The organism is Pseudoalteromonas mucoides (assembly GCF_049257175.1).
Lineage (GTDB): Bacteria > Pseudomonadota > Gammaproteobacteria > Enterobacterales > Alteromonadaceae > Pseudoalteromonas.
In genome coordinates this window covers 1-24102 of record NZ_JBMMUC010000026.1, presented here as the reverse complement: position 1 = coordinate 24102, position 24102 = coordinate 1, and the positions used below count along the sequence as shown (strand labels likewise).

General features: G+C 38.9%; 17 protein-coding genes. 7 read left to right on the top strand and 10 right to left on the bottom strand.

Features of this window, described 5'->3' with window-relative positions:
* Positions 1–15: 15 nt before the first annotated feature.
* From acnA to AAEU30_RS20755, 3 genes are all read right to left on the bottom strand, one after another.
* On the bottom strand, positions 16–2763 hold the full coding sequence (gene acnA, locus AAEU30_RS20765) for an aconitate hydratase AcnA (RefSeq protein WP_421962190.1): 2748 nt from the start codon (positions 2761–2763) through the stop codon (positions 16–18).
* A 217-nt stretch (positions 2764–2980) separates the two neighbouring features.
* Complete coding sequence (locus AAEU30_RS20760; RefSeq protein WP_421962189.1) at positions 2981–3409, bottom strand: hypothetical protein; 429 nt, start codon at positions 3407–3409, stop codon at positions 2981–2983.
* Positions 3410–3494: 85 nt separating this feature from the next.
* A complete protein-coding gene (locus AAEU30_RS20755) occupies positions 3495–3875 on the bottom strand; it encodes an RNA-binding S4 domain-containing protein (protein ID WP_421962188.1) in 381 nt (126 codons plus the stop codon).
* Positions 3876–4125: 250 nt separating this feature from the next.
* Here AAEU30_RS20755 and AAEU30_RS20750 point away from each other — a divergent pair, with 250 nt between their 5' ends.
* The gene (locus AAEU30_RS20750; RefSeq protein WP_087532771.1) at positions 4126–4413 is read left to right on the top strand and encodes a hypothetical protein; all 288 of its coding nucleotides are present in this window, start codon (positions 4126–4128) and stop codon (positions 4411–4413) included.
* A 56-nt stretch (positions 4414–4469) separates the two neighbouring features.
* Positions 4470–5135: a hypothetical protein gene (locus AAEU30_RS20745; protein ID WP_421962187.1), complete on the top strand. Its 666-nt coding sequence runs from the start codon at positions 4470–4472 to the stop codon at positions 5133–5135.
* On the opposite strand, the gene AAEU30_RS20740 is transcribed toward AAEU30_RS20745, so the two are convergent.
* The 5 genes from AAEU30_RS20740 to glnA form a co-directional block, all read right to left on the bottom strand.
* Entirely contained in the window at positions 5132–5590 is a 459-nt protein-coding gene (locus tag AAEU30_RS20740) for a Crp/Fnr family transcriptional regulator (protein ID WP_421962186.1), read from the bottom strand. The genes AAEU30_RS20745 and AAEU30_RS20740 overlap by 4 nt on opposite strands.
* Before the next feature lie 28 nt (positions 5591–5618).
* Positions 5619–7004: a nitrogen regulation protein NR(I) gene (gene ntrC / locus AAEU30_RS20735; protein ID WP_421962185.1), complete on the bottom strand. Its 1386-nt coding sequence runs from the start codon at positions 7002–7004 to the stop codon at positions 5619–5621.
* Positions 7005–7020: 16 nt separating this feature from the next.
* On the bottom strand, positions 7021–8091 hold the full coding sequence (gene glnL / locus AAEU30_RS20730) for a nitrogen regulation protein NR(II) (protein ID WP_421962184.1): 1071 nt from the start codon (positions 8089–8091) through the stop codon (positions 7021–7023).
* A gap of 87 nt (positions 8092–8178) precedes the next feature.
* Positions 8179–8691 carry a DUF4124 domain-containing protein gene (locus AAEU30_RS20725; protein ID WP_421962183.1) on the bottom strand — a complete coding sequence of 171 codons (513 nt, stop codon included), beginning with the start codon at positions 8689–8691 and terminating at the stop codon, positions 8179–8181.
* Between the two features lie 135 nt (positions 8692–8826).
* Positions 8827–10233, bottom strand: a complete 1407-nt coding sequence (gene glnA / locus AAEU30_RS20720; protein WP_421962182.1) for a glutamate--ammonia ligase — start codon at positions 10231–10233, stop codon at positions 8827–8829.
* Between the two features lie 505 nt (positions 10234–10738).
* Between glnA and typA the strand changes: the two genes are divergently transcribed.
* From typA to AAEU30_RS20700, 4 genes are all read left to right on the top strand, one after another.
* A complete protein-coding gene (gene typA / locus AAEU30_RS20715; protein WP_421962181.1) occupies positions 10739–12562 on the top strand; it encodes a translational GTPase TypA in 1824 nt (607 codons plus the stop codon).
* Positions 12563–12807: 245 nt separating this feature from the next.
* On the top strand, positions 12808–14958 hold the full coding sequence (locus AAEU30_RS20710; RefSeq protein WP_421962180.1) for a winged helix-turn-helix domain-containing protein: 2151 nt from the start codon (positions 12808–12810) through the stop codon (positions 14956–14958).
* 460 nt (positions 14959–15418) lie between these two features.
* A complete protein-coding gene (locus AAEU30_RS20705) occupies positions 15419–18181 on the top strand; it encodes a collagenase (RefSeq protein ID WP_421962179.1) in 2763 nt (920 codons plus the stop codon).
* A gap of 1042 nt (positions 18182–19223) precedes the next feature.
* Positions 19224–21449 carry a fibronectin type III domain-containing protein gene (locus tag AAEU30_RS20700; RefSeq protein ID WP_421962178.1) on the top strand — a complete coding sequence of 742 codons (2226 nt, stop codon included), beginning with the start codon at positions 19224–19226 and terminating at the stop codon, positions 21447–21449.
* Positions 21450–21572: 123 nt separating this feature from the next.
* Here the strand turns inward: AAEU30_RS20700 and AAEU30_RS20695 are convergent, their stop codons facing one another.
* Complete coding sequence (locus tag AAEU30_RS20695) at positions 21573–22295, bottom strand: CBM9 family sugar-binding protein (RefSeq protein WP_421962177.1); 723 nt, start codon at positions 22293–22295, stop codon at positions 21573–21575.
* Between the two features lie 191 nt (positions 22296–22486).
* Here AAEU30_RS20695 and AAEU30_RS20690 point away from each other — a divergent pair, with 191 nt between their 5' ends.
* Complete coding sequence (locus tag AAEU30_RS20690; protein WP_421962176.1) at positions 22487–22762, top strand: hypothetical protein; 276 nt, start codon at positions 22487–22489, stop codon at positions 22760–22762.
* On the opposite strand, the gene AAEU30_RS20685 is transcribed toward AAEU30_RS20690, so the two are convergent.
* On the bottom strand, positions 22757–23848 hold the full coding sequence (locus AAEU30_RS20685) for an MBL fold metallo-hydrolase (protein ID WP_421962175.1): 1092 nt from the start codon (positions 23846–23848) through the stop codon (positions 22757–22759). The genes AAEU30_RS20690 and AAEU30_RS20685 overlap by 6 nt on opposite strands.
* Positions 23849–24102: the final 254 nt, after the last annotated feature.

Sequence of the window (24102 nt, the reverse complement as noted above, 5' to 3'; positions counted from 1 at the left end):
CATTTATTTATTGATTTACTCTTGCAGCATATTTCTTAATACATACTGTAAGATACCGCCATGCTTATAGTAGTCCCACTCTTTCGGTGTATCAATACGGACATCAGCGCTAAAGCTCACTTGCTTACCTTCACTGTTGGTAGCAATGACACTGACTTCATTAGTTTTGTCATACAAGCCTTCAATATCGAATTGCTCTTGACCTGTAAGCCCTAGTGATTCATGACTTTCGCCATCTTTAAACTGTAAAGGCAATACGCCCATACCAATTAAGTTAGAGCGGTGAATACGCTCGTAACTCTGTGCAATCACGGCTTTAACACCTAATAATAAAGAACCCTTAGCAGCCCAATCTCGTGATGAGCCCGTGCCATACTCAGCCCCTGCAAGAACGACTAAAGGTATACCTTGCTCTTGATACGCCATTGCTGCGTCGAAAATACTGGCAAGTTCATTATCTGGTTGCGTACGTGTTACGCCCCCTTCGGTACCTGGCGCGAGTAGGTTCTTTAATCTTACATTGGCAAAGGTGCCGCGCATCATCACTTCGTGGTTACCACGGCGGGAGCCATAAGAATTAAACTGTGATTTTTCAACCCCATGCTGTTGTAAGTATTCGCCAGCAGGCGCGCTGGCTTTTATAGCGCCAGCAGGTGAGATGTGATCGGTGGTCACTGAGTCGCCTAATTTAGCCAAACAGCGTGCGCCGCTAATACTTGGAATACCCGGTGGTTCAACACTCATGCCATCAAAAAATGGCGCTTTTTTGATATATGTAGATGCATCATTCCAGTCATACAATTTGCCATCAGGTATCTTAATTTGTTGCCAGCGTTCATCACCTTTGTAGACATTACCGTAGCTACTAGCGAACATTTCCTTCGTGACTGTTTTCTTAACTAATTCGTTTACTTCACTGACACTTGGCCAAATATTTTTCAGGTAAATATCATTGCCGTTACTATCTTGTGCTAAAGGCTCATTGTATACATCGATATCAGTACGACCTGCAATCGCATAAGCAACGACTAAAGGAGGAGATGCTAAAAAGTTCATCTTCACATCTTGGTGAATACGTCCTTCAAAGTTGCGGTTACCCGATAATATAGAGCTAACGACTAGCTTGTGTTTTTGAATTGCTTGAGAAATTTCATCGGGTAGTGGCCCTGAATTACCAATACATGTGGTACAGCCATAGCCAACAAGGTTAAAGCCTAACGCTTCTAAATCATCCATTAACTCAGCGTTTTTTAAGTAATCGGTCACAACTTGTGAGCCAGGCGCTAATGAGGTTTTGACCCAAGGTTTTACATTAATGCCTAACTGACGCGCTTTTTGTGCGACTAAACCAGCAGCTAAAATTACACTTGGATTAGAGGTGTTAGTACAGCTAGTTATGGCTGCAATTACGCATGCACCATCGTTTAATTCAAACTCTTGGCCTTTAAAGTTAACCTTTGCTGCGCCCATAAATTGCGCTTCATCAACGGGTTCGTCGGGGTTTGTGGTTGGCCCTTCACTTTCTATACGAGCTTGTTGTTCATCGCTCTTATCTCGCGAGGCCATTCGCTCATCCTGAAAATCCTTTAAGTGATCGCCAATTATATCGCCGGCTTTATCAAGAGCGATTCTGTCTTGCGGGCGTTTAGGGCCAGCTAGGCTTGGCACTACATCATCAAGTTTTAATTCTAGCTTATCGGTGTAATGAGCTTCATCGCCAGCATTACGCCATAAGCCTTGGTGCTTGGCGTAATCTTCAATGAGCTTTAATTGTGTTTCATCACGGTTAGTTAAGCGTAAGTAGTTAATTGTTTCGTCATCAATTGGGAATATACCGCAAGTAGCACCATACTCTGGTGCCATGTTAGCGATAGTTGCACGATCCGCTAATGATAAGTCAGCAAGGCCATCACCATAAAACTCTACAAATTTACCTACAACACCATGATTGCGCAGCATCTCAGTTACAGTGAGTACTAAATCTGTTGCAGTGGTTCCTTCAGGTAGGCGGCCATCAAGCTTCATACCGACCACTTGTGGGATCAATAAGCTAATAGGTTGGCCAAGCATAGCCGCTTCGGCTTCTATGCCACCTACACCCCAACCAAGTACACCTAAGCCGTTGATCATAGTCGTGTGAGAATCCGTACCAACAAGCGTATCAGGGTAAGCAAACTTTTGGCCGTTGCGCTCCTCATTAAATACCACTCGTGCTAAATATTCTAAATTTACTTGGTGAACAATACCGGTAGCGGGTGGCACTACTTTTAAGTTATCAAAAGCAGTTTGGCCCCAACGTAAAAATTCGTAACGCTCTTTATTGCGTTCATATTCGAGTTTGGCATTTAAATCAAATGCGCCATCATCGCCGTAACCATCAACTTGTACTGAGTGATCGATAACAAGTTCCGCAGGAGAAAGGGGATTTATTTTGGCCGGATCACCACCGAGTTTTTCCATGGCATCACGCATTGCGGCTAAATCAACAATTGCTGGCACACCTGTGAAATCCTGCATCACCACACGCGCGGGAGTAAATGCCACTTCGGCGCTGGGTTTAGCCTGAGGGTCCCAATCAAGTAAAGCTTCAATGTCTTGCTTCTTTATATTGACGTCATCTTCATTACGTAACAAGTTTTCAAGCAGAACTTTGAGCGAAAAAGGCAGTCGCTTGGCTTTATCCCCGAGTCCCTGTAATGAATGAATGTGAAATTGCTCACCGTTAATAGTGAGTTGTTTTTGGGTGTCAAAACTATTGCTCATTATATGCCCCTTTATGATACCGGTTAGGTATGATGAATATCCTTAAATCGTAAATTTAATCGCTTACTTAATAGCGTAACCTCTTAATTATTTAATCAATTGCAAAGTGCATACCAAAATAAACTTGTGTTATTTTTATACACTTCATTTAACTGATCTGGTCCTTAATTTTCATATTTCAAGTAATCAGTATCACGAAGCAGTCATTTCGAAAAAATTATTTTAACCAACCTTTTGTAATACCCTTATGACTGACTAACAGAAGTAATATCGCGATGATAATGACAAAAATAGGCATAAAAACGGCGCTTGCGCCAAGCAGTTCTACACTGTTAATGATAATAAAGTTATAAAATTGTTGTACGGCAATAGCCGCTAACGATAATGCAAATACACTGCGAGCAAGGGAGCGCTTAAGAATTAAAAGTATCGCGCCAAAGGTGCCTCCAAATACCGCAATTGCGAATGCAACTGTTGACCAAAGAGGCGTGTCAGAATATGCAGCTTGTTGTTCTACAGGAAGTTTATTTATCATTTCAGGTGTCATCAGCATCTGCATGATAAAGGCAATAACACCTAATAAATTCCAAACAAGCGCTGCCCAAGCGGTGCTTTTTAGCCAGCTTGGCGGGGTAGGGTTCGCCATAATTACCTTCTTAATTATTATTCTAAAAAGGTAATTAAAGACGACGGTGAGTTAATTTACAAGCTAAGGCGTGGGCTTAAATCAATTAACCAAATGAAATAGGGCGACGACCTGTTTTTTCATCTACTTTTGGCTTTTTGGTGCGTTTGCGCTTACTTTTAGCCGGTGTTGTTTCTGTAGTGCTTGTTTTTGTTACCTCAGGTTGCGTATTTTGTACTGGTCTTTGAGCCGGAGTAGCATCTTCACTTAATGTTAATTGAAACCATTCACCATCAAATTCAAGTACATCACCACTGTATAATTTTTTCCGCTTTATTGTACATATTTCATGGTTAACACCAACATAGCCTTCACTAATTAGGTTCTTTGCTTGGCCACCACCTTCAACTAAATCAAGAACTTTGAGCAGCTTGCATAGTTCAATGGGTTCTTCTTCTAATTCTATTTCAATGTATTCGTCGTTCATGTTTGGTCTCATAGAGGCAGGGCATAGCCTTTATTATAAAGGCTTAGAGCGAATTTTGCATCACACCTTGTACAGTACAAAAGATTTATCTGATTTTTATTTTTCGGCCTTTAAAAAAACTGCAGCAATAGAGCGTTAAGCTGCAGCTCGTAAATCTGGCCTGTTATTTGCCAATACATGATTCAAATTTTATCAACGCTAGATAGCAGCAACCAAATGTAAGTGCTATTACATTGAAATGGAGTAGAAAATGGGCGTAAGATTAGCAATGCGAAAAGAGTTAATGGGTTTAAATAACTCGGATATGTTAACTGCCGATGATGTCAGGACACACCTTACAAAAATAGTGAAGCAACAACCGCAAAGTACACAAAAGGGCTTTTCGGTTATTTCAAAATTTAACGATAACCATAGTCAATTAGTAAGTGGCGATAATAACAAAGAGCGTTTGCTTAAGTTCGAACGTCATCGCTTGTTTAAAGATGTGTTATACACCCGCCAAAGTGTCGATGCGTGGTTAAACAGTCAAATGAATTAAGTTGCTTTTAATAATCACCTTCAATAGACTACAGATGTAATCATTTGGAGGTGATCATGAAAAATGGACTTTTAATATTTATTTTGCTCGCATTTTTGGCTGCATGCCAACAACCCACAGTTTATATTTTTAGCGAAAACTTGCAGGATGAACAACGTCAGCAGCTTGATGTGGCGCTAAAAGCACAATCACTACCTTATGAGTATGTCGAGCTTGAGGTGCCAAGAGAGTTTGGTGCTGCGACATTGATGTTAGCAAATGACAAGATTTTACGCACACAAACGCAGCAGTTAGCGGCCATTATGCAAGCGCTGGGATACCAACCTGAAATAAGTTATACAACACGCGCAAATCATTTTTATGGTGATGGTAATATTGGTTTTTATCTAAAAAATGTAGATCCAGATAAAACATTTACTATGCCGAAAACTGTACGTACCAGCGAATGTGAAAAGGATGAGCATAACGATTTAGCGGTGAGTTTTACTTCTCAACATGCCCAGTTCACGTTAGCCAGCGGAGCAAAGGTGATTTTGCAGTGGGAGTACTTATATGGTTATTTGGTTATCTATTACAGTAATTACTCACAAACTTATACTCATTCAAAGCCATTGGTTACGACTCCTTTTGGCCTTAAGTCATCAGATACATACACAATCACAGCGCATGTTAATAAGCCAAGTTGGCTAAACTGTTCGTTGCAGGTCGTGTATATGGATTAAGAATGGTTTTCAATATGTTCACTAAGCTTAGCAATACGCTCGCTCATACCTTCAATAATACGGTCTTTTATTTTTTCTCGAATGACATTAGGCAGCCGCGTTAGCGCTTGTGGTGTGATTGCAAGGACAATGGTATCGCAGGTGGCACGGGCGCTAGTACTGCGCTCGCGGTTGTTAATAAATGCACCTTCACCAATAAACTGTCCGGGCTCGATAGTGCCTAAATCCACCAAGTGACTGTGTTTAAAAACGACAATCGCGCCACTAAGAACAATATATAGTTGCTTATCGTTATCGTATTGTTTAAATAGAAACCGATTTTGATGAACTAAATATAAATGACTGAATGATTCAAGTAATACCTGCCGCTCATTAAGGGTAAACTCTTTAAAAAAATTCAGTCTATTGATAATTTCCATCTGTTTTATTAATGGAATGTGCTCGATCAGCTTCATGGCGCATCAATACCGTTAGTCATCTTGTTTAACTAATATTGCGCTCTTTTAATTTACGGGTCAATGTATTGCGCCCCCAGCCAATCTTAACCGCCGCTTCTTGCTTGTGCCCAGCACAGTTAGCTAAAGCCGTTTTAATTAAGCGGGTTTCTAGTTGTGCCTGTACGTTTGGCCAAATGTTCTGTTTACCTTGTTTCAGCTCTTGATTTAACCATTGTTGGAACGAATCTAACCAGTCCCCCTCTTGTTGAGAAACTTCGGCTTCGAGAATTTCGGGTGGTAAATCTTGCTCACTTATAAGCTCACCCGGAGCCATTACAGTTAACCAGCGGCAGGTGTTTTCTAATTGACGCACATTACCTGGCCAGCCGAATAGGCGTAGCTGTTCAGTTGCTTTAGGACTCAGTATTTTGCTTTCTACTTGTAAATCTTTAGCGCTTTTGTGTAAAAAGTGCTGTGCTAATCGTTCAATATCTTCAGTGCGCTCACGTAAAGCAGGAAGACGTAGCCTTACCACATTTAAGCGGTGAAATAAGTCATCTCTAAATTTGCCTTGTTTAACTAGGTCTTCAAGATTTTGGTGTGTTGCAGCTATGATCCGTACATCGACCTTAATGCTTTGATGGCCACCAACACGATAAAATTCACCATCCGCTAATACGCGTAATAAGCGAGTTTGAACATCCAGTGGCATATCGCCTATTTCATCTAAAAATAGAGTACCGCCGTTAGCCTGCTCGAAGCGACCTTTGCGAACACTATCTGCCCCAGTGAAAGCGCCTTTTTCATGTCCGAACAACTCAGACTCAACTAGTTCTTTAGGGATGGCGGCCATGTTAAGAGCGATAAATTGATTTTCTTTACGCGGGCTGTGATTATGTAGAGCACTTGCGACGAGCTCTTTACCTGTACCTGATTCACCATTAATCAATACGCTCATGCTTGAAGCAGATAATTTACCAATAGCACGAAACACTTCTTGCATTGCAGGGGCTTCACCAATGATATGCGCACTTTTAGGCGGGGCAACCTTACGTTTGGTTTTTTTCGCTGAATTTGCACGACAGGCACTTTCAACTAAAGCTACAGCCTCATTTAAGTCAAATGGTTTGGCCAAGTATTCGAACGCACCTTTTTGGAAGGCGTTAACCGCAGAGTCTAAATCTGAATGAGCGGTCATTATGATCACAGGTAAACCAGGGTTTTGTTCTGCGATTAACTCAAGTAATGCCATACCATCCATACCTGGCATACGTACGTCAGAGACAAGTACTGTTGGTTGGCTAAATTTTAGTGCGCTCAATACATCTTGTGCATTGGCAAAACTTTCTGTATTAAACCCTGCACGAGATAGCGCTTTTTCTAATACGAAGCGAATAGATGCATCGTCATCAACAAGCCAAACTGTTTTCATGGGCACTCCACATTAATTAATCCACAAAGGGCAGATATATATTAAATTCTGTATGACCAGGCCAGCTATCGCATTCGATATAGCCATTGTGTTGATCAATCAAGGTTTGCGCAATTGAAAGCCCTAAGCCTGAACCACCTTCTTTATTGGTGATCATTGGGTAAAATAAGGTTTCTTTAATATTGCTATCAATACCTGGTCCGTTATCTGATATTTGGATCAGCAAAGCTTTTTTAGGTGCTTTACCTGGGCGACGCTGCTGATGGCTGATACGCGTTTTGAGCTTAATTACTCCGCCATCGACTAGTACTTGTTGTGCATTGCGAATAATATTTAATACGACTTGTTGAATTTTACCTTGGTCTATATATACGTCAGGTATACTTGGGTCGTAATCTTTTTCTAGGCTAATATTGGCATTGCTGTCGAGCATACTAAGCTTTACAACCGATTCTAATGTTTGGTGAATATTACCGTGTGACTTCTGTGGTAATTGATTCGGGCCAAGAAGCCTATCCACAAGTTCTCTTAAACGGTCTGCTTGCTCAATAATTAGTTCTGCACATTGATCGCGCTCTTGCTGATCAACCTCATACTGCAATAATTGCGCCGCTCCGCGAATTCCACCAAGAGGATTTTTAATTTCGTGTGCAAGTCCGCGAATTAAGTTCCGCGCGGCTTGATATTGATGCATCTGGTTGGACGCTTGATCATGGCGGATTTCATCGTCCGTTTGGCGACACTCAAATAAAATATAATACTCGTTATCAAGTTTTACTCGTCTTGCACTAATAGCTAATTTAGCATGGCGGGAGTCCACGAAGACCACGTCAGCTCTATGCTGGTGGCAATCTACACCATCCATTAAAGCGTATTTAGCAATGCGCTCTAAGTCTACGGAATGGTAGTTAAACAGGCTATCAAAAGGCTGATTAAGAATGCGTTTAGGACCAAGCCCTAGCAGCTCACTGGCACTATCATTGACGTAAACGAGAGTAAAATTTTTATCGAGTAAAATGACTGCAGTTGTTAGGTTTTTCCATATGCTGGTTAGTAGTTCAGGACTGAATTTTTTATTATTGGACATTATTGCACCATTTTAGTGCGTTGATGATAGCTAGCAGCTTAGCACATATATTTATAATCAGAGCGCTATTATAAAAAATAGCGTAGGCTACAATGATGACTGTCGATGCATAAAGAATACACTCTTGGGGCTAACCGATAGTACATTGCCTTTTGGGTCAAATAATTTAACCTGTAAGGAATGCTCGCCTCGATCAACGTTACGAAGTGCAAAGGTGCTAGTGTTACTGGGTTCTGCGTAGGCTACGCCATCAACGAATAATTGAATTGTAAAGCCATTCTCAAAGCGTGGTGAAATTCGGCTGGTCACATATACTGAGCCGGTATTTTCTCTAACGGTTTCTTCATGGGCTGGAGATGCGACGACAATTTTAAAGCTTTTAGTGGTGGCAGGTTTGGCTTCATTTAAGATGCTGGTATCAGTGGTAGGCATAGCAAGTATTTGGCTTGTTAATTTAACTTCCTGTGCACCCACTTTAGGAGTGTCAGAAAAAACAACAGCGCCATTTTTATCCTTCCAAGTATAAATTTTTTTATCACCTGAATAACCATAAAAGCTGAATAAAATTGTCGTCAGCAATACCAATATCTTTGTTTTCACTCTTTAACCCTGCGTTTTTTGCACTAATTAAACTCTAGTGGAGAATGAAACATTTTGCCATAAAAAAAGCCCGTAAAACGGGCCTTGAGAACACACATATATTATCTATAACTAGACAATTTTAGCTACAGCGTATTAAACGCTGTAGTACATTTCAAACTCAACAGGGTGAGTTGTCATGTTAAGCTTTTCAACTTCTTGAGACTTAAGCGAGATATAAGCATCGATTAGGTCGTCAGTGAATACACCACCTTGAGTTAAGAACTCACGATCAGCATCAAGTGCTGCTAGTGCTTCGTCTAGTGATGCTGCAACTGTTGGAATTTCAGCTGCTTCTTCTGCTGGTAAGTCGTATAAATCTTTATCCATAGCATCGCCAGGGTGGATCTTGTTTTTGATACCGTCAAGACCAGCCATAAGCATTGAAGCAAATGCAAGGTAAGGGTTAGCAGTTGGATCTGGGAAGCGCACTTCGATACGACGACCTTTTTCAGATGGTACTACTGGAATACGGATTGAAGCAGAACGGTTACGTGCTGAGTATGCAAGCATTACTGGCGCTTCAAAACCTGGTACTAAACGTTTGTACGAGTTAGTTGAAGCATTTGCAAAAGCGTTGATTGTTTTAGCATGCTTGATGATACCACCAATGTAGTAAAGTGCATCTTCAGAAAGACCGCCATACTTATCACCTGCGAATAAGTTTACACCATCTTTAGCTAGTGATTGGTGACAATGCATACCAGAACCGTTATCACCAACGATTGGCTTAGGCATAAACGTCGCTGTTTTACCGTATAAATGAGCCATGTTGTGAATAACATATTTCATTTCTTGGATTTCATCTGCTTTTAATACCATGGTATTGAAGCGAGTAGCAATTTCGTTTTGACCTGCTGTTGCAACTTCGTGGTGATGTGCTTCTACAACTTGACCTAGTTCTTCAAGAACTAAACAAGTCGCTGAACGCCAATCTTGTGAAGAATCAACTGGTGAACATGGGAAGTAACCACCTTTAACACCTGGACGGTGACCTGTATTGCCGCCTTCGTATTCTTTGTCTGAGTTCCATGACGCTTCTTCTGCATCAATTTTATACATAGAACCAGACATATCTGATTTGTATTTAACGTCATCAAAAAGGAAGAATTCAGGCTCTGGACCAAATAGTACTGTGTCAGCGATACCTGTAGATTTCATGTATTCTTCAGCGCGCTTAGCAACAGAGCGCGGGTCACGCTCATAACCTTGAAGTGTAGAAGGCTCTACAACGTCACAACGTACGATTAGAGTGGTTTCTTCTGTGAAAGGGTCAAGTTTAACTGACTCAGGAACTGGCATTAATACCATGTCTGATTCGTTAATGCCTTTCCAGCCCGCGATTGAAGAACCGTCGAACATTTTACCGTCTTCAAAAAAGTCTTCATCAACTTGGTGATGAGGAATAGAAACATGTTGCTCTTTACCTTTTGTATCAGTAAAGCGTAAATCAATGAACTTAACGTCATTTTCTTTAATAAGATCTAAAACCGATTGTGACATGTGTCCTCCAACTGTTGGGTTTTATAATTGCTGCATAATTGCTTTTGTTCTTTAGTAAGCTGATTCTGTGCCATGTTTATAACTAGCTGTTTGCATTGTTAAAAAATATAAGTGCAGTAAATAAACCCACATTAAAGCACCATTTTGGTGCGAAATATTTTCATTTTGGTGCAATCTTTACAGGTTTCATTTTGCTGATATTTTAAACGCTCAAATCAGCATAACCTAATTGCAAAATAGTGCCAAAAATATCCTCAAAATAGCTCAAAAATTGATTTTTAGAAAATAAATGAAATTTAATTCATTTATTTGTCATATATAAAACAGATACTTAGTAAAAGTATTGAGAAAGTTTTGAAATTTATATTGGATAAACTTTCATCCATGTCATTAATGAGGGATAATATGCGCCCTTTTAAATCCTATGCTGGGACATCTGGTGAAAACGCAGATGAGTGCGTAGATCTTGCAGGATCAATGAGAATAAACTTCTCTGAGTAAATATATGAGCATCGAACAGTTAAGAAATATAGCGATTATCGCGCACGTTGACCACGGTAAAACAACTTTGGTTGACAAACTACTTGAGCAATCAGGTACATTAGAAACACGCGGCGGTAACGAAGAGCGCGTGATGGACTCAAACGACATTGAGAAAGAACGTGGTATTACCATTTTGGCTAAAAACACGGCCATTTCTTGGAATGACTACCATATCAATATCGTAGATACCCCGGGACACGCCGACTTTGGCGGTGAAGTTGAACGCGTACTTTCGATGGCTGACTCAGTATTATTACTTGTTGATGCTCAAGAAGGTCCGATGCCACAAACGCGTTTCGTAACGCAAAAAGCATTCGCGCAAGGCTTAAAACCAATCGTTGTTATCAATAAAATTGATAAACCAGGCGCACGTCCAGATTGGGTTATGGATCAAATCTTTGATTTATTCGATAACCTTGGCGCAACTGACGAACAGTTAGACTTTAAAGTAATCTATGCATCAGCTATCAATGGCTGGGCAACACTAGATTTAGACGAGCCATCAGACAACATGGAACCTATGTTTAAGATGATCGTTGACGAAGTATCACCACCGGATGCAGATCCTGAAGGTGACTTCCAAATGCAAATCTCTCAGCTTGATTACAACTCGTATAAAGGTGTAATCGGTATCGGTCGCATCAAACGTGGTTCTGTTGCGCCTAACCAACAAGTAACGATTATTGGTGCTGACGGCACGACTCGTAACGGTAAGATTGGTTCAGTACAAAGCTATCTAGGTCTTGAGCGTATTGATACAGATAAAGCTTTCGCTGGTAACATCGTAACAGTTACTGGTCTTGGCGAGCTTAAAATTTCAGATACGATTTGCTGTCCTAACAATGTTGAAGCATTACCACCACTAAGTGTTGATGAGCCAACAGTAACAATGACGTTCTCTGTAAATAACTCTCCGTTCTGTGGTAAAGAAGGAAAGTTTGTTACTTCACGTAATATACGTGAGCGTTTAGACAAAGAATTAGTACACAACGTTGCACTTCGTGTTGCAGATACTGATAACCCAGATAGCTTCCGTGTTTCTGGTCGTGGTGAATTACACCTAGGTATCTTAATCGAGAACATGCGTCGTGAAGGTTACGAGCTTGCTGTATCTCGTCCAGAAGTAATCTTACGCACTGTTGATGGCGTGTTAGAAGAACCGTATGAAACACTAACAATTGACTGTGAAGAAGAGCACCAAGGTTCTATCATGGAGCAAATTGGTCTTCGTAAAGGTGAGCTAACTGACATGGCACCAGATGGTAAAGGCCGTATGCGTATGGACTTTATGATCCCAAGCCGTGGCTTAATCGGTTTCCAAACTGAGTTCATGACATTAACTTCAGGCTCTGGCTTACTTTACCATACGTTCGATCACTACGGTCCGCACAAAGGTGGCGAGCTAGGTGTTCGTAAGAACGGCGTAATGATTGCAAACGCAACAGGTAAAGCACTTACTAACGCATTATTTAACTTACAAGAGCGCGGCCGTTTATTCATCGGTCACGGTGTTGAAGTTTATGAAGGTATGGTTATCGGTATTCATAGCCGTGATAACGACCTTACAGTTAACGCACTTAAAGGTAAGCAACTTACTAACGTTCGTGCATCTGGGACAGATGAAGCACAAACACTTACACCAGCACTTAACTATTCACTTGAGCAAGCGCTTGAGTTTATTGCTGATGATGAGCTAGTAGAAGTTACACCTGAGAACATTCGTATTCGTAAACGTCATTTAACTGAAAATGAGCGTAAACGTGCGGGCCGTGCTCCTAAGTCATAATCTATTAATTTAGAAAAATGATTTCAAAAGCCGCTGTATTGCAAAATACAGCGGCTTTTTTGTGGGTTTTAGTTAGCGAGTTTAAAGTTTTAAAGTCCAGTTAGACTTTGAAGTGCTTTATTATCTAGCGTATTTGATAATCTCCAATACTCCAATGAATAACTGATGTGAGTTGAATGTACTAGTCAAAATCATATTTTATGTATATTGTATACTATATGTTGTGATTAGTTTAATGATATGTAATGACCGACTTTAATAAAGCTTTCCAACTAGAAAAGCTTACAGTTGATCCTACGATAGATAAGTTGAGTTGTGATGGGGAGTCGATAGATCTTCAATCTATGGCTATGAGGATTTTATGCCACCTCGCGAGTCGAACAGGACAGCTTGTAACAAGAGATGACTTGAGAAATCATGTTTGGGGGAATGCTACAGTAAGTGATCATACAATTAATAATCACATTTATAGTTTGCGTCGAGCACTGGCTCAATTAGAAGCAAATAAGAAATATATTCATACGGTAACAGGTACAAATGGTAGTGGGTACAGATTGAATGCTTCAATATTTCAAAGCAGGAATAAAGTCGCTAATAGCTTAAGTAATGAACTCTGTAATGTTGTAGGGCTCATTACAAAAAGAATTTATGAGATTAAGAGTTGGCATCATTATCGCTATATATATTTAAGTGTAATACTTGTCTTAATTATTGCTCTTACTTTCTATCTATATATGGCTAAGCCTAATAAATATAGCTTAGTTACCTCAATGACGCATAATGATGGGAGAGTCCAAAGTCTTTCTGTAAGCGATGATGGCCAGATTTTATTCTTTTCACATCATTTAGCTAAGCATAATGCCTGGCAGCTTTATGCAAGCTATACAGACGATTTAGAGAGTGTAAGCAAAGTTTTTAGTAGCTCCTTCAATAACGATAACTTTGCTAGTGTATCTCCTGATAAAACTAGGGTTGCATTTGTTAGGTACAATAGTAAATTTGCTGGCATTTATTTAGCCAATTTTGACTCAAAAGAGCTAAGAGCAACTAATGCTAAATTACATATAACTCTACCTATTCATAATATCTCACCTTCAATAAATTGGCTCAATGATGAGCAGTTCTTCTTCAATATGAGTGAAGTAGCTACAGCGCCTTTAAAGCTTTATTTATATGATATCTTTCAGGCTAAGTTAGAACAAATAAGCTCCCCTGAATTAGCGTCTCAAGGTGATTTGTTTGCCTCTATATCACCAGATAAGCAGTGGCTGGCTGTAATGCGCGCTAATAATATGCAAAGTTATACAATTAATCTTTTCAATATTATGGATAGAAAATTTATACCGACCCCTATTTCTCTTTATGAAGAGAGAGCAGGGTTTAGTTTTAGTGATAATAGTACATCACTTTTTTTTGTAGATGCTGAAGGGTATTTGTCAAACTATGATATTGCGACTCAGCAAGTAATCAAAATTACAGAGAGAGCATATTTAGGCTACTGGCCAACTAAAATAATAGGAAAGCCGTATATAGTCATGCAGCAAGAGGGGAGAAATGAGTCGTTTGCAAGGCAAATAGTTAAATATGCTAACCCATTAAAAGGTGGTGATGGGGTAGGTAAAGTTCTTGTTAGAAATAAAATGTCCCTCCATGGCATTGCAGAAGTGGGCAGTGGTAGGCTAGTCTTTGCTGCTGTAACCCCCAGTAATAAAGTGCAATTATGGCAATATGATAAAGGTAATATAAATCAACTAGCAAAGTTTAAAGAGCGATCGAAATATTATTCACCACTTAGTATTAATTGGAAAAAAGGCACAAATAAAGCGGTGTTATCGATAAATCACACATGCCAACTTATAAATATAAAAACGGGCAAGGCTACCCCTCTTTGCCCTGATGGAGAAAATTTATATACAGGTAGGTTTTCTGTTTCAGGTAATGAGTTTCATTTTATTGAGTCAATATATGGCAATTCTAGAGTCATGAAAATGGGAGGCTCAGGGTACCCATTAAACATAGTTACTGCGATACCTAATGCAGACAGTATTGCACAATCTCCTACGGGGGATTTCTTTTACAGTAGGGCTGATAATAATGATATTTACCACTACAACCCAATCACAAAAAGTCATACTAAAATCATCTCAAGAGTCCTTAGTGCCAATAAAAATGATGTAAATGACTTTGTTGTATTTAATCATGGGGTCTACTTTATCGACAAGAGTGATACAGTGAAAAGTATAGTCTCTTATTATAATTTTGATACAAAAACAATTGAAGAACTTATCTATAGCAACGCTAATTACTTCGAAGTTGCTTTGAGCGATGATGAGCAACACCTGTATTTAATCGAGTCATATGATAAGAAGAGTCATTTATTCTTAATGAAAGAATAAGCACGCAAGAGATTTTTATCAATCAACAGACCAAATATTTAAAAATGTTAACTAATATTGATGGTAATTATTACCTTCAATATTAGCCTAACCTAACCCTCAAATTTTACTTTTACTCGCCTCACTTGCACTTTATAGAGCTTGTTATTAGCTGCTTTAAAGATATCTTTTTGAATCAGTTGTCATCATTTAGCTCTGTTTTCCAATTATCTTGTTTACATCCTGGTAACTTTCATTTACCTTTCGTGTATATTGCATTCAATATATTTTATCTTATAAGTGTTGAATAGCTCTATTTTATTAACCCTTGAGATTTGAAGATTCTCTTGGGAAGTAAATGAAAATACCTAAACTGTGAAACATAAGTTGAGAAATGTTTCTTCTAAAGATCGAAAAGAATGTACTGACACAGGAATGTCTTGATTCTTCACTTTCAAATAATACTTAAAGAGAAAAGTGCATGATTAAAACTATAAACTCAGTGGGGGCCCTAGCTGCATTTATGCTTTGTGGCTTCCAAAACGCATCTGCGGCAACTATAAATGAGGTGTTTACTGAATCTTATCAATGTAATTCTGTGAATTTACGAGCGCAAAGCGGTATAACACAACAGCAATTAAGAAGTAGTTGCGATGAAATATCTGAAACTGAAACGGATTTTTACAGTTTTTTTAATACCAGTGCTAGTTCCCCGCTGCCCAATGACAATAATACTACCTTAGATGTTTATATTTACTTATCAAGTGCAGAGTATAAAGCTAATGGCCAAGCACATTTTGGAATTAACACTGATAATGGAGGAATGTACTTAGAGGGGACGCCATCAAACTCGGCAAACCAAGCGAAATTTATATCGCACATTTGTGAGGATAGTTGGGTACCTTTTTCTTGTGCTTATACAGGGCAGGTATATAACCTACAACACGAATATGTACACTATTTAGATGGTCGTTTTAATGTCTCAGGCCCCTTTGGTACTTTTACATATAATGCGGGATTGACTGAAGGCTTAGCTGATTTTCTAGCTAATGGTACAAACTATACAAGGACACTCAATAGCCTCTCTGGTAAGGAGATTCCTCCTTTCTACAATATTTTGAGTGCGGACTATAATCACCCTGATTTATATCAGTGGGGTTATATGGCGATTCATTATATGAATGCAAATCATCGAAGTGATTATGACGATATAATTAATGCGCTTCGGTCTGGGAGTACTGCAACTTATCAAACAACCTTAAAAAATGTTTCAGACCGTATAGGCGATGGTTTTTCTGATTATGTGCAATCATTAACATCTGCGACAGCTATGAGTTATGTTGCACTTCCTGAAGATAATAACTTTGGCTCATGTAATTTGGAGCAAAGGTATATTCGATATGTAGATGATTCTTCTACATCTAATCTGTCAGTGCTAAATAATACTTCAGTCCCGTTAAGATTAATGTGGATTGATAATGTTACTGGAAGTGCAGGAACACAAGAAATAGCATTATTAACGCAAGGTCAGCAATACAATAATAGCTTTTGGCGTGAAAACGATCGCTTTGTCATGATGAGCGAAAATCGAGAGTGTGTTGGGGTTGGTATTGTTGGGCAAACAGCTAGTTTTTCGGTAGAGCCTAGTTTAGTTAATAACTTAGTGCCTGACACTTTGCCTGCAGCTAATGAGATTGGTTCATGTAGTTTAGAAAGGCCTTATTTTAAAACTACAAATACCACTAATGTAACTGTTACAAATAACTCAAATGAAGTCATGCAAGTACGGTGGGTTAACTATGTAACTGGTGCGCGCTCTGATACTGTTTATGCAACACTTAACGTAGGTGAAAGTTATACAGGAACTACATGGCAGGCTGGTGATAGAATGGTGTTTGTTGATTCATTGAATAGCTGTAAAGGGGTGGTTTCTCTTACACCAGGTGAAAATGTATATTCTATAAATGGTGATGTTCAAAATAATGCGCCAACAGCAAATATTAACGGTACTTATAATGGGGTTGTAAATATAGCCGTTAGCTTTACCAGCGCGGGTTCTACAGATAATGATGGTTCGATAGAGGCTTTTCGTTGGGATTTTGGTGATGGTGCAGTGAGTACACTTGCCAACCCTAGCCACGCTTATAACTCACAAGGGGTTTATGATGTACGTCTTACTGTAACTGACAATGAAGGGGCAACAAACACTACAAGTACTAAAGTGACTATTTCAGCAGAAGATATTATACCAGGGAATACCTTACCAAATATATGTACTACACAGGCGCCTATTACTGGTGGTAATTTAGTAGCTGGTAATACTGTTTGTTTAGGTAATTCACCAGTAATTTGGCTTAGTATCGCAAATATTAGTGGCCATGACAGTGTTAAAATCAGAACGTCACACGGTTCTGGTGATTTAAGTATTAATTATGATAATTCAGGTTGGCCTACAGGCACGAATAGTGATGATGGTATTTCGAATGATATTGGAAACAGTGAGTGTATTTATGTATCTGGAGGGAGTAACTACTGGGGTAATCTGAAAATTTCTAATTCGAATGGAACTGCATCTATTTTAGTTGAATTTGACACTCCTGGATGTAATGTTAATGAAAATCAGAATACGCCCCCAACAGCTTATTCTAATAGTTCATATTTAGGTACTGTGAATAACTCGATAAGTTTTAGTAGTGCAGGTTCATCAGATACTGAAGGGCCAATAGTTTCATATAGCTGGAACTTTGGCGATGGAAAAATCAGCACTTTAATGAACCCTAGCCATACTTATACAGCTGTAGGTGACTATAATGTGGAGTTAACAGTTACAGATAGTGATGGTGCTACTGACACGGTAGTAACTACAGCTTCTATAAGTGCTGAGCTCAGTGGTGGTGATGCAGTGATCGATGCTTGCGCAATAGAAAGCCCTATATCGGGTTGGATTGAGCAAAGTGATGATATTTGTGTACCCAGCGGCTCTTGGGTTAATGCAATCACATACTACGGTATTAACGTTCCATTGGGCACAAATAAAGTTGTCATAATGACAGCGCATGGATCTGGTAACGGAAATTTATATTATAAATCATCTGGTTGGGCTAGTGGGAATAGTTATGATCAAAGGTCTGACAACCCGGATAATGCAGAATTCATTACGATAAATAATCCTCGAGCAGGTTATCATTATTTCAGTATTGTTGGTGAGCATAATGGGATGTCAATTAAGTTTGATTTTGAATGATTCTTAGCTTATTAGCACTAGGGTTTGGAGAATCCTTTGTGCAGGTTGTATTGAGGTGAACTAGTCGTAGTGTATTGTTTTACAGGTAAGAAAGGTCTGATATGTGCCCCATTCAAATAATGATAGGGGCGCAGCATAGCTAATCACTACGTGTTGAACTGCGGGTCTTTATATAGCGACTAACTTTTTGCCTAATGAGGTTAAACAAACGGCTTAACCTCAATGTTTTCTTAAGTATATCAGTGGAAGGCGTAGTCCCCTGATTAGCTTACATACTTTATTGTACGGCTAAAATGCTATTTGATTAAGTAAATCTAACCTCTTAGAAGTCAAAAAACCTTAAGCAGCACTTTTCATGTAGCAGAACATTTAATCTCGAAAGATAATTATACCTAATTTAATCTGAATTCTGCATAGTGAATCTATCTCCAACGGTTACCTTCAACGCGAGCTACGTTGATTTTACTTTTAATTAGAAAAGCGTCTAGCATGTAAATTCCCCTCGTTATTCCTAATATTACCCGCGAGATAATCAAAAATGTTTTTTAGATATCCATGTCTTTCTTCGTAAATTAACCCAACTTAAAATAAATAAATTGTAAATGTATTGCATTGGCTACGGTTGAAAATTGACTCGTTAGCAGGTGGAGTCTAGGGCTTATTTGATATCAGCTATTTTTTAGTTAATTGGTGGAGTAAAGCATTGTGCTCACTTTTACTCTTTGGAATTTCTATGTAGATTTGTTTCATAATTATGTTGGGTAAGAAAAAAATTAGCTCTGTTTAGTAATTCATGTTCGTTATGTTTTTTAAAGTTTACCATTTTATATCATCTATCATCACGATTTATCATTATGTTTTAAAAGTTCTTTTATTTCAGTTTATTATGGTGGTTTGAGATTTTGTTTTTAGTGTTTTTTGAATGCTTGATTCTATGTTTTATGTAAGTTAGTTTTTAAAACTCAGTTGTAAATAAAAAGTAAATTTTATGTTTTTAAACTAAAGCATAAAGAATAGTTAACTAACTTAGAATGGTGAAAAAATGAAACGACCCCCATTAAAACTTGTGAAAAGCCTGATAGGCTCTTTTCTATTTATCTCATACTATACATCCGGTGTAGAGTTACCAGATATGTGTGCAACTCAAGGGGCGTCGACTTCTATAAGCGATGGATCCCCTGTTTGTATCAATGATGATGGAGTTGCATATTTAAGTATTGCAGGAGCAAGTGATCATAACAGTATTGCTATCAGCACAGCACATGGTACGGGAGATCTTAACTTATATGTAGATCAGGGCCGTTGGCCTAGCACTGCATCAAACAGTACCGCTTATAGATCACTAACCACAGACTCAAATGAAGAATGTGTAATTATTAGTAATCCAAATCAACATTGGTTAATGATTGCTATATCTGGAGAGCGAAGTAATGCATCCCTTGTTGTTGATTTTGGTGCGACTACTTGCCGAAGCAATAACGAATTACCTAACGGCGGTAGTGAAAACACAGGTACTTTAGCTGCTCCTAGCAATTTGCAAGCAACAGTTAACGGAACAACCATTAATTTAAATTGGGATGATAATTCAAATAATGAGAATGGCTTTGAGATTCAACGATCAAGCGCAGGCTCTTCTTGGCAAGTAATATCAACGGTGGGTGAGAATACCACAACTTATACAGACACAGGCTTAGCTGAAGATACGACTTATTATTATACAATGTTTGCTCAAAACAGCACGAATAGGTCTGGTTGGAGTAACACTATAAGTATGCAAACCAGTTTGTCAGATCCTATTAGCCCTGAACCCAACCCTAACCCCAATATATTACCAGATATTTGCGCTACTCAAGATCCAACATCAGCAGTTTCATTACAGGATGGTGTTCCTGTTTGCGTTCCTGCAGCGTCGTATAAGCTAGGTTTTAATGTTTCAACATTCAACAAAAATATAACTAGTATTGCTTTCAGTACCGCCCATGGTTTAGGAAACTTAACACTTGCAGCAAGAACAGATGGTTGGCCTGTCGATGGAGATGATAGTACTAGGTCGTCGCATATAGGTAATACTGAGTGCGTTATTTTAACGCAGCCAGCAAATGGCTGGAATAATGTCAGTTTAGAAGGGTTATTTAAAGGGGTTAGTGTTGTTGCCGACTTCAATGCAACTAATTGTCGCGTCACTCCAGGGTTAGTAGATCCAGGTAATGATGGATACGATTATGAGAGTGTCCATGTCTTAGTTTATCCAATTAGATTTCCTGATCAAGATTTAGAGTTTAGTACTGCTCAAATTAATGCTGAAATGCAAAAAACTAAAGAGTACTTTACTGAGCAATCATATGGTAATTTCAATTTTACGTGGGAGATAAAGTCAAAAATTACGATGCCTCATGACCATGACTATTATAATTATGATAAGTCTAAGTGGAATTCAGGTTATAAAGAAGAATTAATTAATACTGGAATAGATCCTAATTTTCCAGGTGAAGGCACCATAATAATGGTAACTGCACCGCCTGTAGGTACACAAGCAAGTTACTTTATTAACTCTCAAGCAGCTCCTCCTTTAATGGAAATCTATACATATAAAGCTGGCACTATTGCCCATGAAGCGGGTCATGCATTGGGTTTGCATCACTCAATGTCTATCGAGGGTGGGAGCAGTACATTAAATGGAAATAGTAATGACATAGTTACTAATTACGGGAATGTATTTGGTTTAATGGGAATGGGTGCTCACTCTTTAGAAGAAATGAACTTAATGTATAAAGGGTATTTTAAAAATTGGATTACAGAGACTGATGTACCCACTGTCACAACTTCAGGAAAGTATAGAATATATGCTTTTGATCATGGCACCAGCAATGGCCATAATGCGCCTGGCCCAATAGGCCTAAAAATAAAGTCAGGGGATGGAGATAAAACATATTGGGTAGAATATAGAACCACACAAAATGGTGAAACAAATACACCTCCAGAGTCTCAATTACGTACTCCTTTATTGCAAAGTGGTATTCTTATTAATTTACAAAACTACATGGATGAAAACGCGGCTCCTTGGTATAACCATAACTCATTATTGTTGGATGCAACTCCAAACTCTCGAAGTTCTGGTTGGTCGTTAGAGGACTTTAATGATTCACCACTACTTCTGAACCAAACGTTTATAGACCCTTGGAATGGCTTTAGTATTTATCCAGTTGAGGTTGGTGGTACATTAGGCACTGCAAACGCTTGGATTGATGTTCAAGTTACTATTTACTAATACGAGCTTAGAAGAAATACACATTCTTAATGTGTATTTCTTTGTTGCTTAATAATTAATGTGACGACTACTATTTATAAAATTTAGAGTTTTACCGCTCATACCTACAATGCTAAAGTGTGGCTAGTGCACCAAGGTGATTTTGCCAAATACATCTGCGTCTATAAATCCACGGTTTCTATCGCCGTTTACAGGTTGGACTTCGTGTGAGCCCATAAAGTGTTCGCGCACTTTGCTGCCATCGTTATCACAGTAGGCGAGCATGAACCCGATAACTTGTTTTGCCGTTAATTTAATAGGTGTATTTTGCCCGTCTTCTTTATAGTTGTTTGGATAGAGTTTGATCGCCACTTCCCAAGTAATGTTATAAGGTGGCACGGTATTTCGTTTCCAGCTACTTACTAAGTGTTCTGTGTATAAATGGGGCTTTTTATCAGGCCCAAAATCGGCGGCTTGGTTATCAAGGCCTATATGGTAAGCAAATGCAGTATGATTAAATTGATGGTTACCACCTGATGCATCACTGTCAATAAATATTTCTAGCGCGTCGTCATCCCAGTATTTTTCCGTTGGATCTGGGTGCGTATCAATCAGCACATCATCAGTAATATCGGCCTGTAAATAAAGGGTGTTTTCATCCCAAAGTAATTTGTAGCGGCCTTTAAAGTCTTTATCTGAATTAGGCAAGGAGCCATCCATAAGGTATGGCATAGGCTGCCATGTTGCTTGGTCCCATGCGCTTTCAGCAACACCATCAATAACAATAGGTGTTGTTGTATGCTCTACATCGATAGCCAAGGCGGCATTGCTCATTAAAATGCTTAAGGTTAGTGCGTGTATTTTCATGTAACTCTCAAATATTCATTTTTATTAATACTGTCTGAAACATTATTTGAAAACAACAGGTAGAGAGGTACAGATGCTAAATAACAGTTGTAGCAACGTTCAGGTGGAAAAACAAATTTTTACATTTATTAGTATTAAAAACAGGTAAAGTAACTGCGTTGCTTACATTAATACATATTCAAGGAATTATTTTGGCTAAAGCATTACTTTTAGTTATGGCAGTGTTGTTATCAGGCTGCACTTCTTCACAAGTGATGGAATCAGGTTGTGATTTTGTTGTTGGCAACGCGCAAAGTCAGCAGCGACAAGTGCAAAATAGTTCACTCGATAGTTCTGACACAAACCAAGAAATGAACATGATTAACGGTGTCTTGAAAATGTTACTTGGGCCAATAAGTCGCTCGCTGGGTGATGATGAATGCAAGGCGCAGGAGCAATTGCATGAGTACCCAAGTGCCGCTTTATAAAGCGACACTTTCACCTTCATTTAAAATATAAAGTGGCGTTTGAGCATTCATCTCGTCGTACATGTGCAATAGGCGTAGTAGTGCGGAGTGACTACTATGATCGCCCATTTTCCAACTTGAATTACCATAACCCCATGGGATCATCACTTTACAGTTGAGATCTTGTGCAGCTGTTAGCGCATCTTCAGGTGTGGTATGAACGTACCTATACCAATCTCCATCTTCTTCATGATAATAAGAGGCAATAGGTATTAAACAAATATCAATTTTGCCATATTTTTGCTCAATATCGCTAAAGTGCTGCGAGTAGCCGCTATCTCCGGCAAAAAATAGTGTTTTACCATTTTGCTCAAGCAGCCAGCCATTCCATAAGTCTTTATCGTGATCTTCATAAATAAAAGGCACCAAAACACGGCTACTAAAGTGATGGGCAGGCAATGCATGAATGGTTAAATCATCAACCGTGGTTTTTGCATACCAAGCCATTTCGCTTATATTAAAGCCACCGGTTGGAAAGTTATCTGCCATCCCCAGAGGTGTTAAATAACGGGGCACATTACCTATTTCTTCGATATCAGCTTTATTAAAATGGTCATAATGAATGTGCGAATACATCACTGCGTCTAAGTTCTTTAGTTCGCTGTTTGTTAGCCAATCGCCTGGTTTACGATAAAACCCTGACGCGAGTCTAAAGGCTAAATCAACGGGAGAGTCAAATTGTTCTTTGACCGGATCGAATACGACTTGTTGTCCGTTGGGGGTTTTTATCATAAATCCAGCATGACCGAGCCAACGAACAGTGAATCCGGTATTTAAATTTGGCGTAACTTGTTTAGCAACATACTGGCAGTTCTCAGCTTCTTCTTCACATTGTAAATTGATATTACTTGGGTAGCAGTCGCTTTTACAACTAATCGGGTAGGCTTTTTCACCGGGGTAGAGGTTATGATAACGGCCTTTACGTTCGCCGTCTTGATGTAGTGGAATAACCGTATCTGGGCCAGCAAGTACTTCGACACGATTAGCGGCCGCGCACGCTGTTAAAAAGCCAGTTAGGGTGATGAGACTAAGGATGTTTAACTTCATTATTGTAACTTTTTAATTTTATTTTGATAAAAGTGTACCAAAAAGAAATGCTTAATAAATATTTAAAAAGTAACAAAAAATAACAATAAAAAGCCTGCAAAATGCAGGCTTAATATATGATTTTCTCGCCAAGAGGACGTTCAAAATTCTGTGTCAGCTTAAATTCTTAAATATCGAGTACGCTGTCTAAGCGTCCTTCAAAATAAATGGCCAACTGAGATAAACACAAGCTCCAATTGTGGATTGGCATGGTC

Coding starts and splice junctions, on each gene's coding strand:
- acnA (WP_421962190.1), bottom strand. CDS start 2,763: ATGAGCAATAGTTTTGACACCCAAAAACAACTCACTATTAACGGTGAG.
- AAEU30_RS20760 (WP_421962189.1), bottom strand. CDS start 3,409: ATGGCGAACCCTACCCCGCCAAGCTGGCTAAAAAGCACCGCTTGGGCA.
- AAEU30_RS20755 (WP_421962188.1), bottom strand. CDS start 3,875: ATGAACGACGAATACATTGAAATAGAATTAGAAGAAGAACCCATTGAA.
- AAEU30_RS20750 (WP_087532771.1), top strand. CDS start 4,126: ATGGGCGTAAGATTAGCAATGCGAAAAGAGTTAATGGGTTTAAATAAC.
- AAEU30_RS20745 (WP_421962187.1), top strand. CDS start 4,470: ATGAAAAATGGACTTTTAATATTTATTTTGCTCGCATTTTTGGCTGCA.
- AAEU30_RS20740 (WP_421962186.1), bottom strand. CDS start 5,590: ATGAAGCTGATCGAGCACATTCCATTAATAAAACAGATGGAAATTATC.
- ntrC (WP_421962185.1), bottom strand. CDS start 7,004: ATGAAAACAGTTTGGCTTGTTGATGACGATGCATCTATTCGCTTCGTA.
- glnL (WP_421962184.1), bottom strand. CDS start 8,091: ATGTCCAATAATAAAAAATTCAGTCCTGAACTACTAACCAGCATATGG.
- glnA (WP_421962182.1), bottom strand. CDS start 10,233: ATGTCACAATCGGTTTTAGATCTTATTAAAGAAAATGACGTTAAGTTC.
- typA (WP_421962181.1), top strand. CDS start 10,739: ATGAGCATCGAACAGTTAAGAAATATAGCGATTATCGCGCACGTTGAC.
- AAEU30_RS20710 (WP_421962180.1), top strand. CDS start 12,808: ATGACCGACTTTAATAAAGCTTTCCAACTAGAAAAGCTTACAGTTGAT.
- AAEU30_RS20705 (WP_421962179.1), top strand. CDS start 15,419: ATGATTAAAACTATAAACTCAGTGGGGGCCCTAGCTGCATTTATGCTT.
- AAEU30_RS20700 (WP_421962178.1), top strand. CDS start 19,224: ATGAAACGACCCCCATTAAAACTTGTGAAAAGCCTGATAGGCTCTTTT.
- AAEU30_RS20695 (WP_421962177.1), bottom strand. CDS start 22,295: ATGAAAATACACGCACTAACCTTAAGCATTTTAATGAGCAATGCCGCC.
- AAEU30_RS20685 (WP_421962175.1), bottom strand. CDS start 23,848: ATGAAGTTAAACATCCTTAGTCTCATCACCCTAACTGGCTTTTTAACA.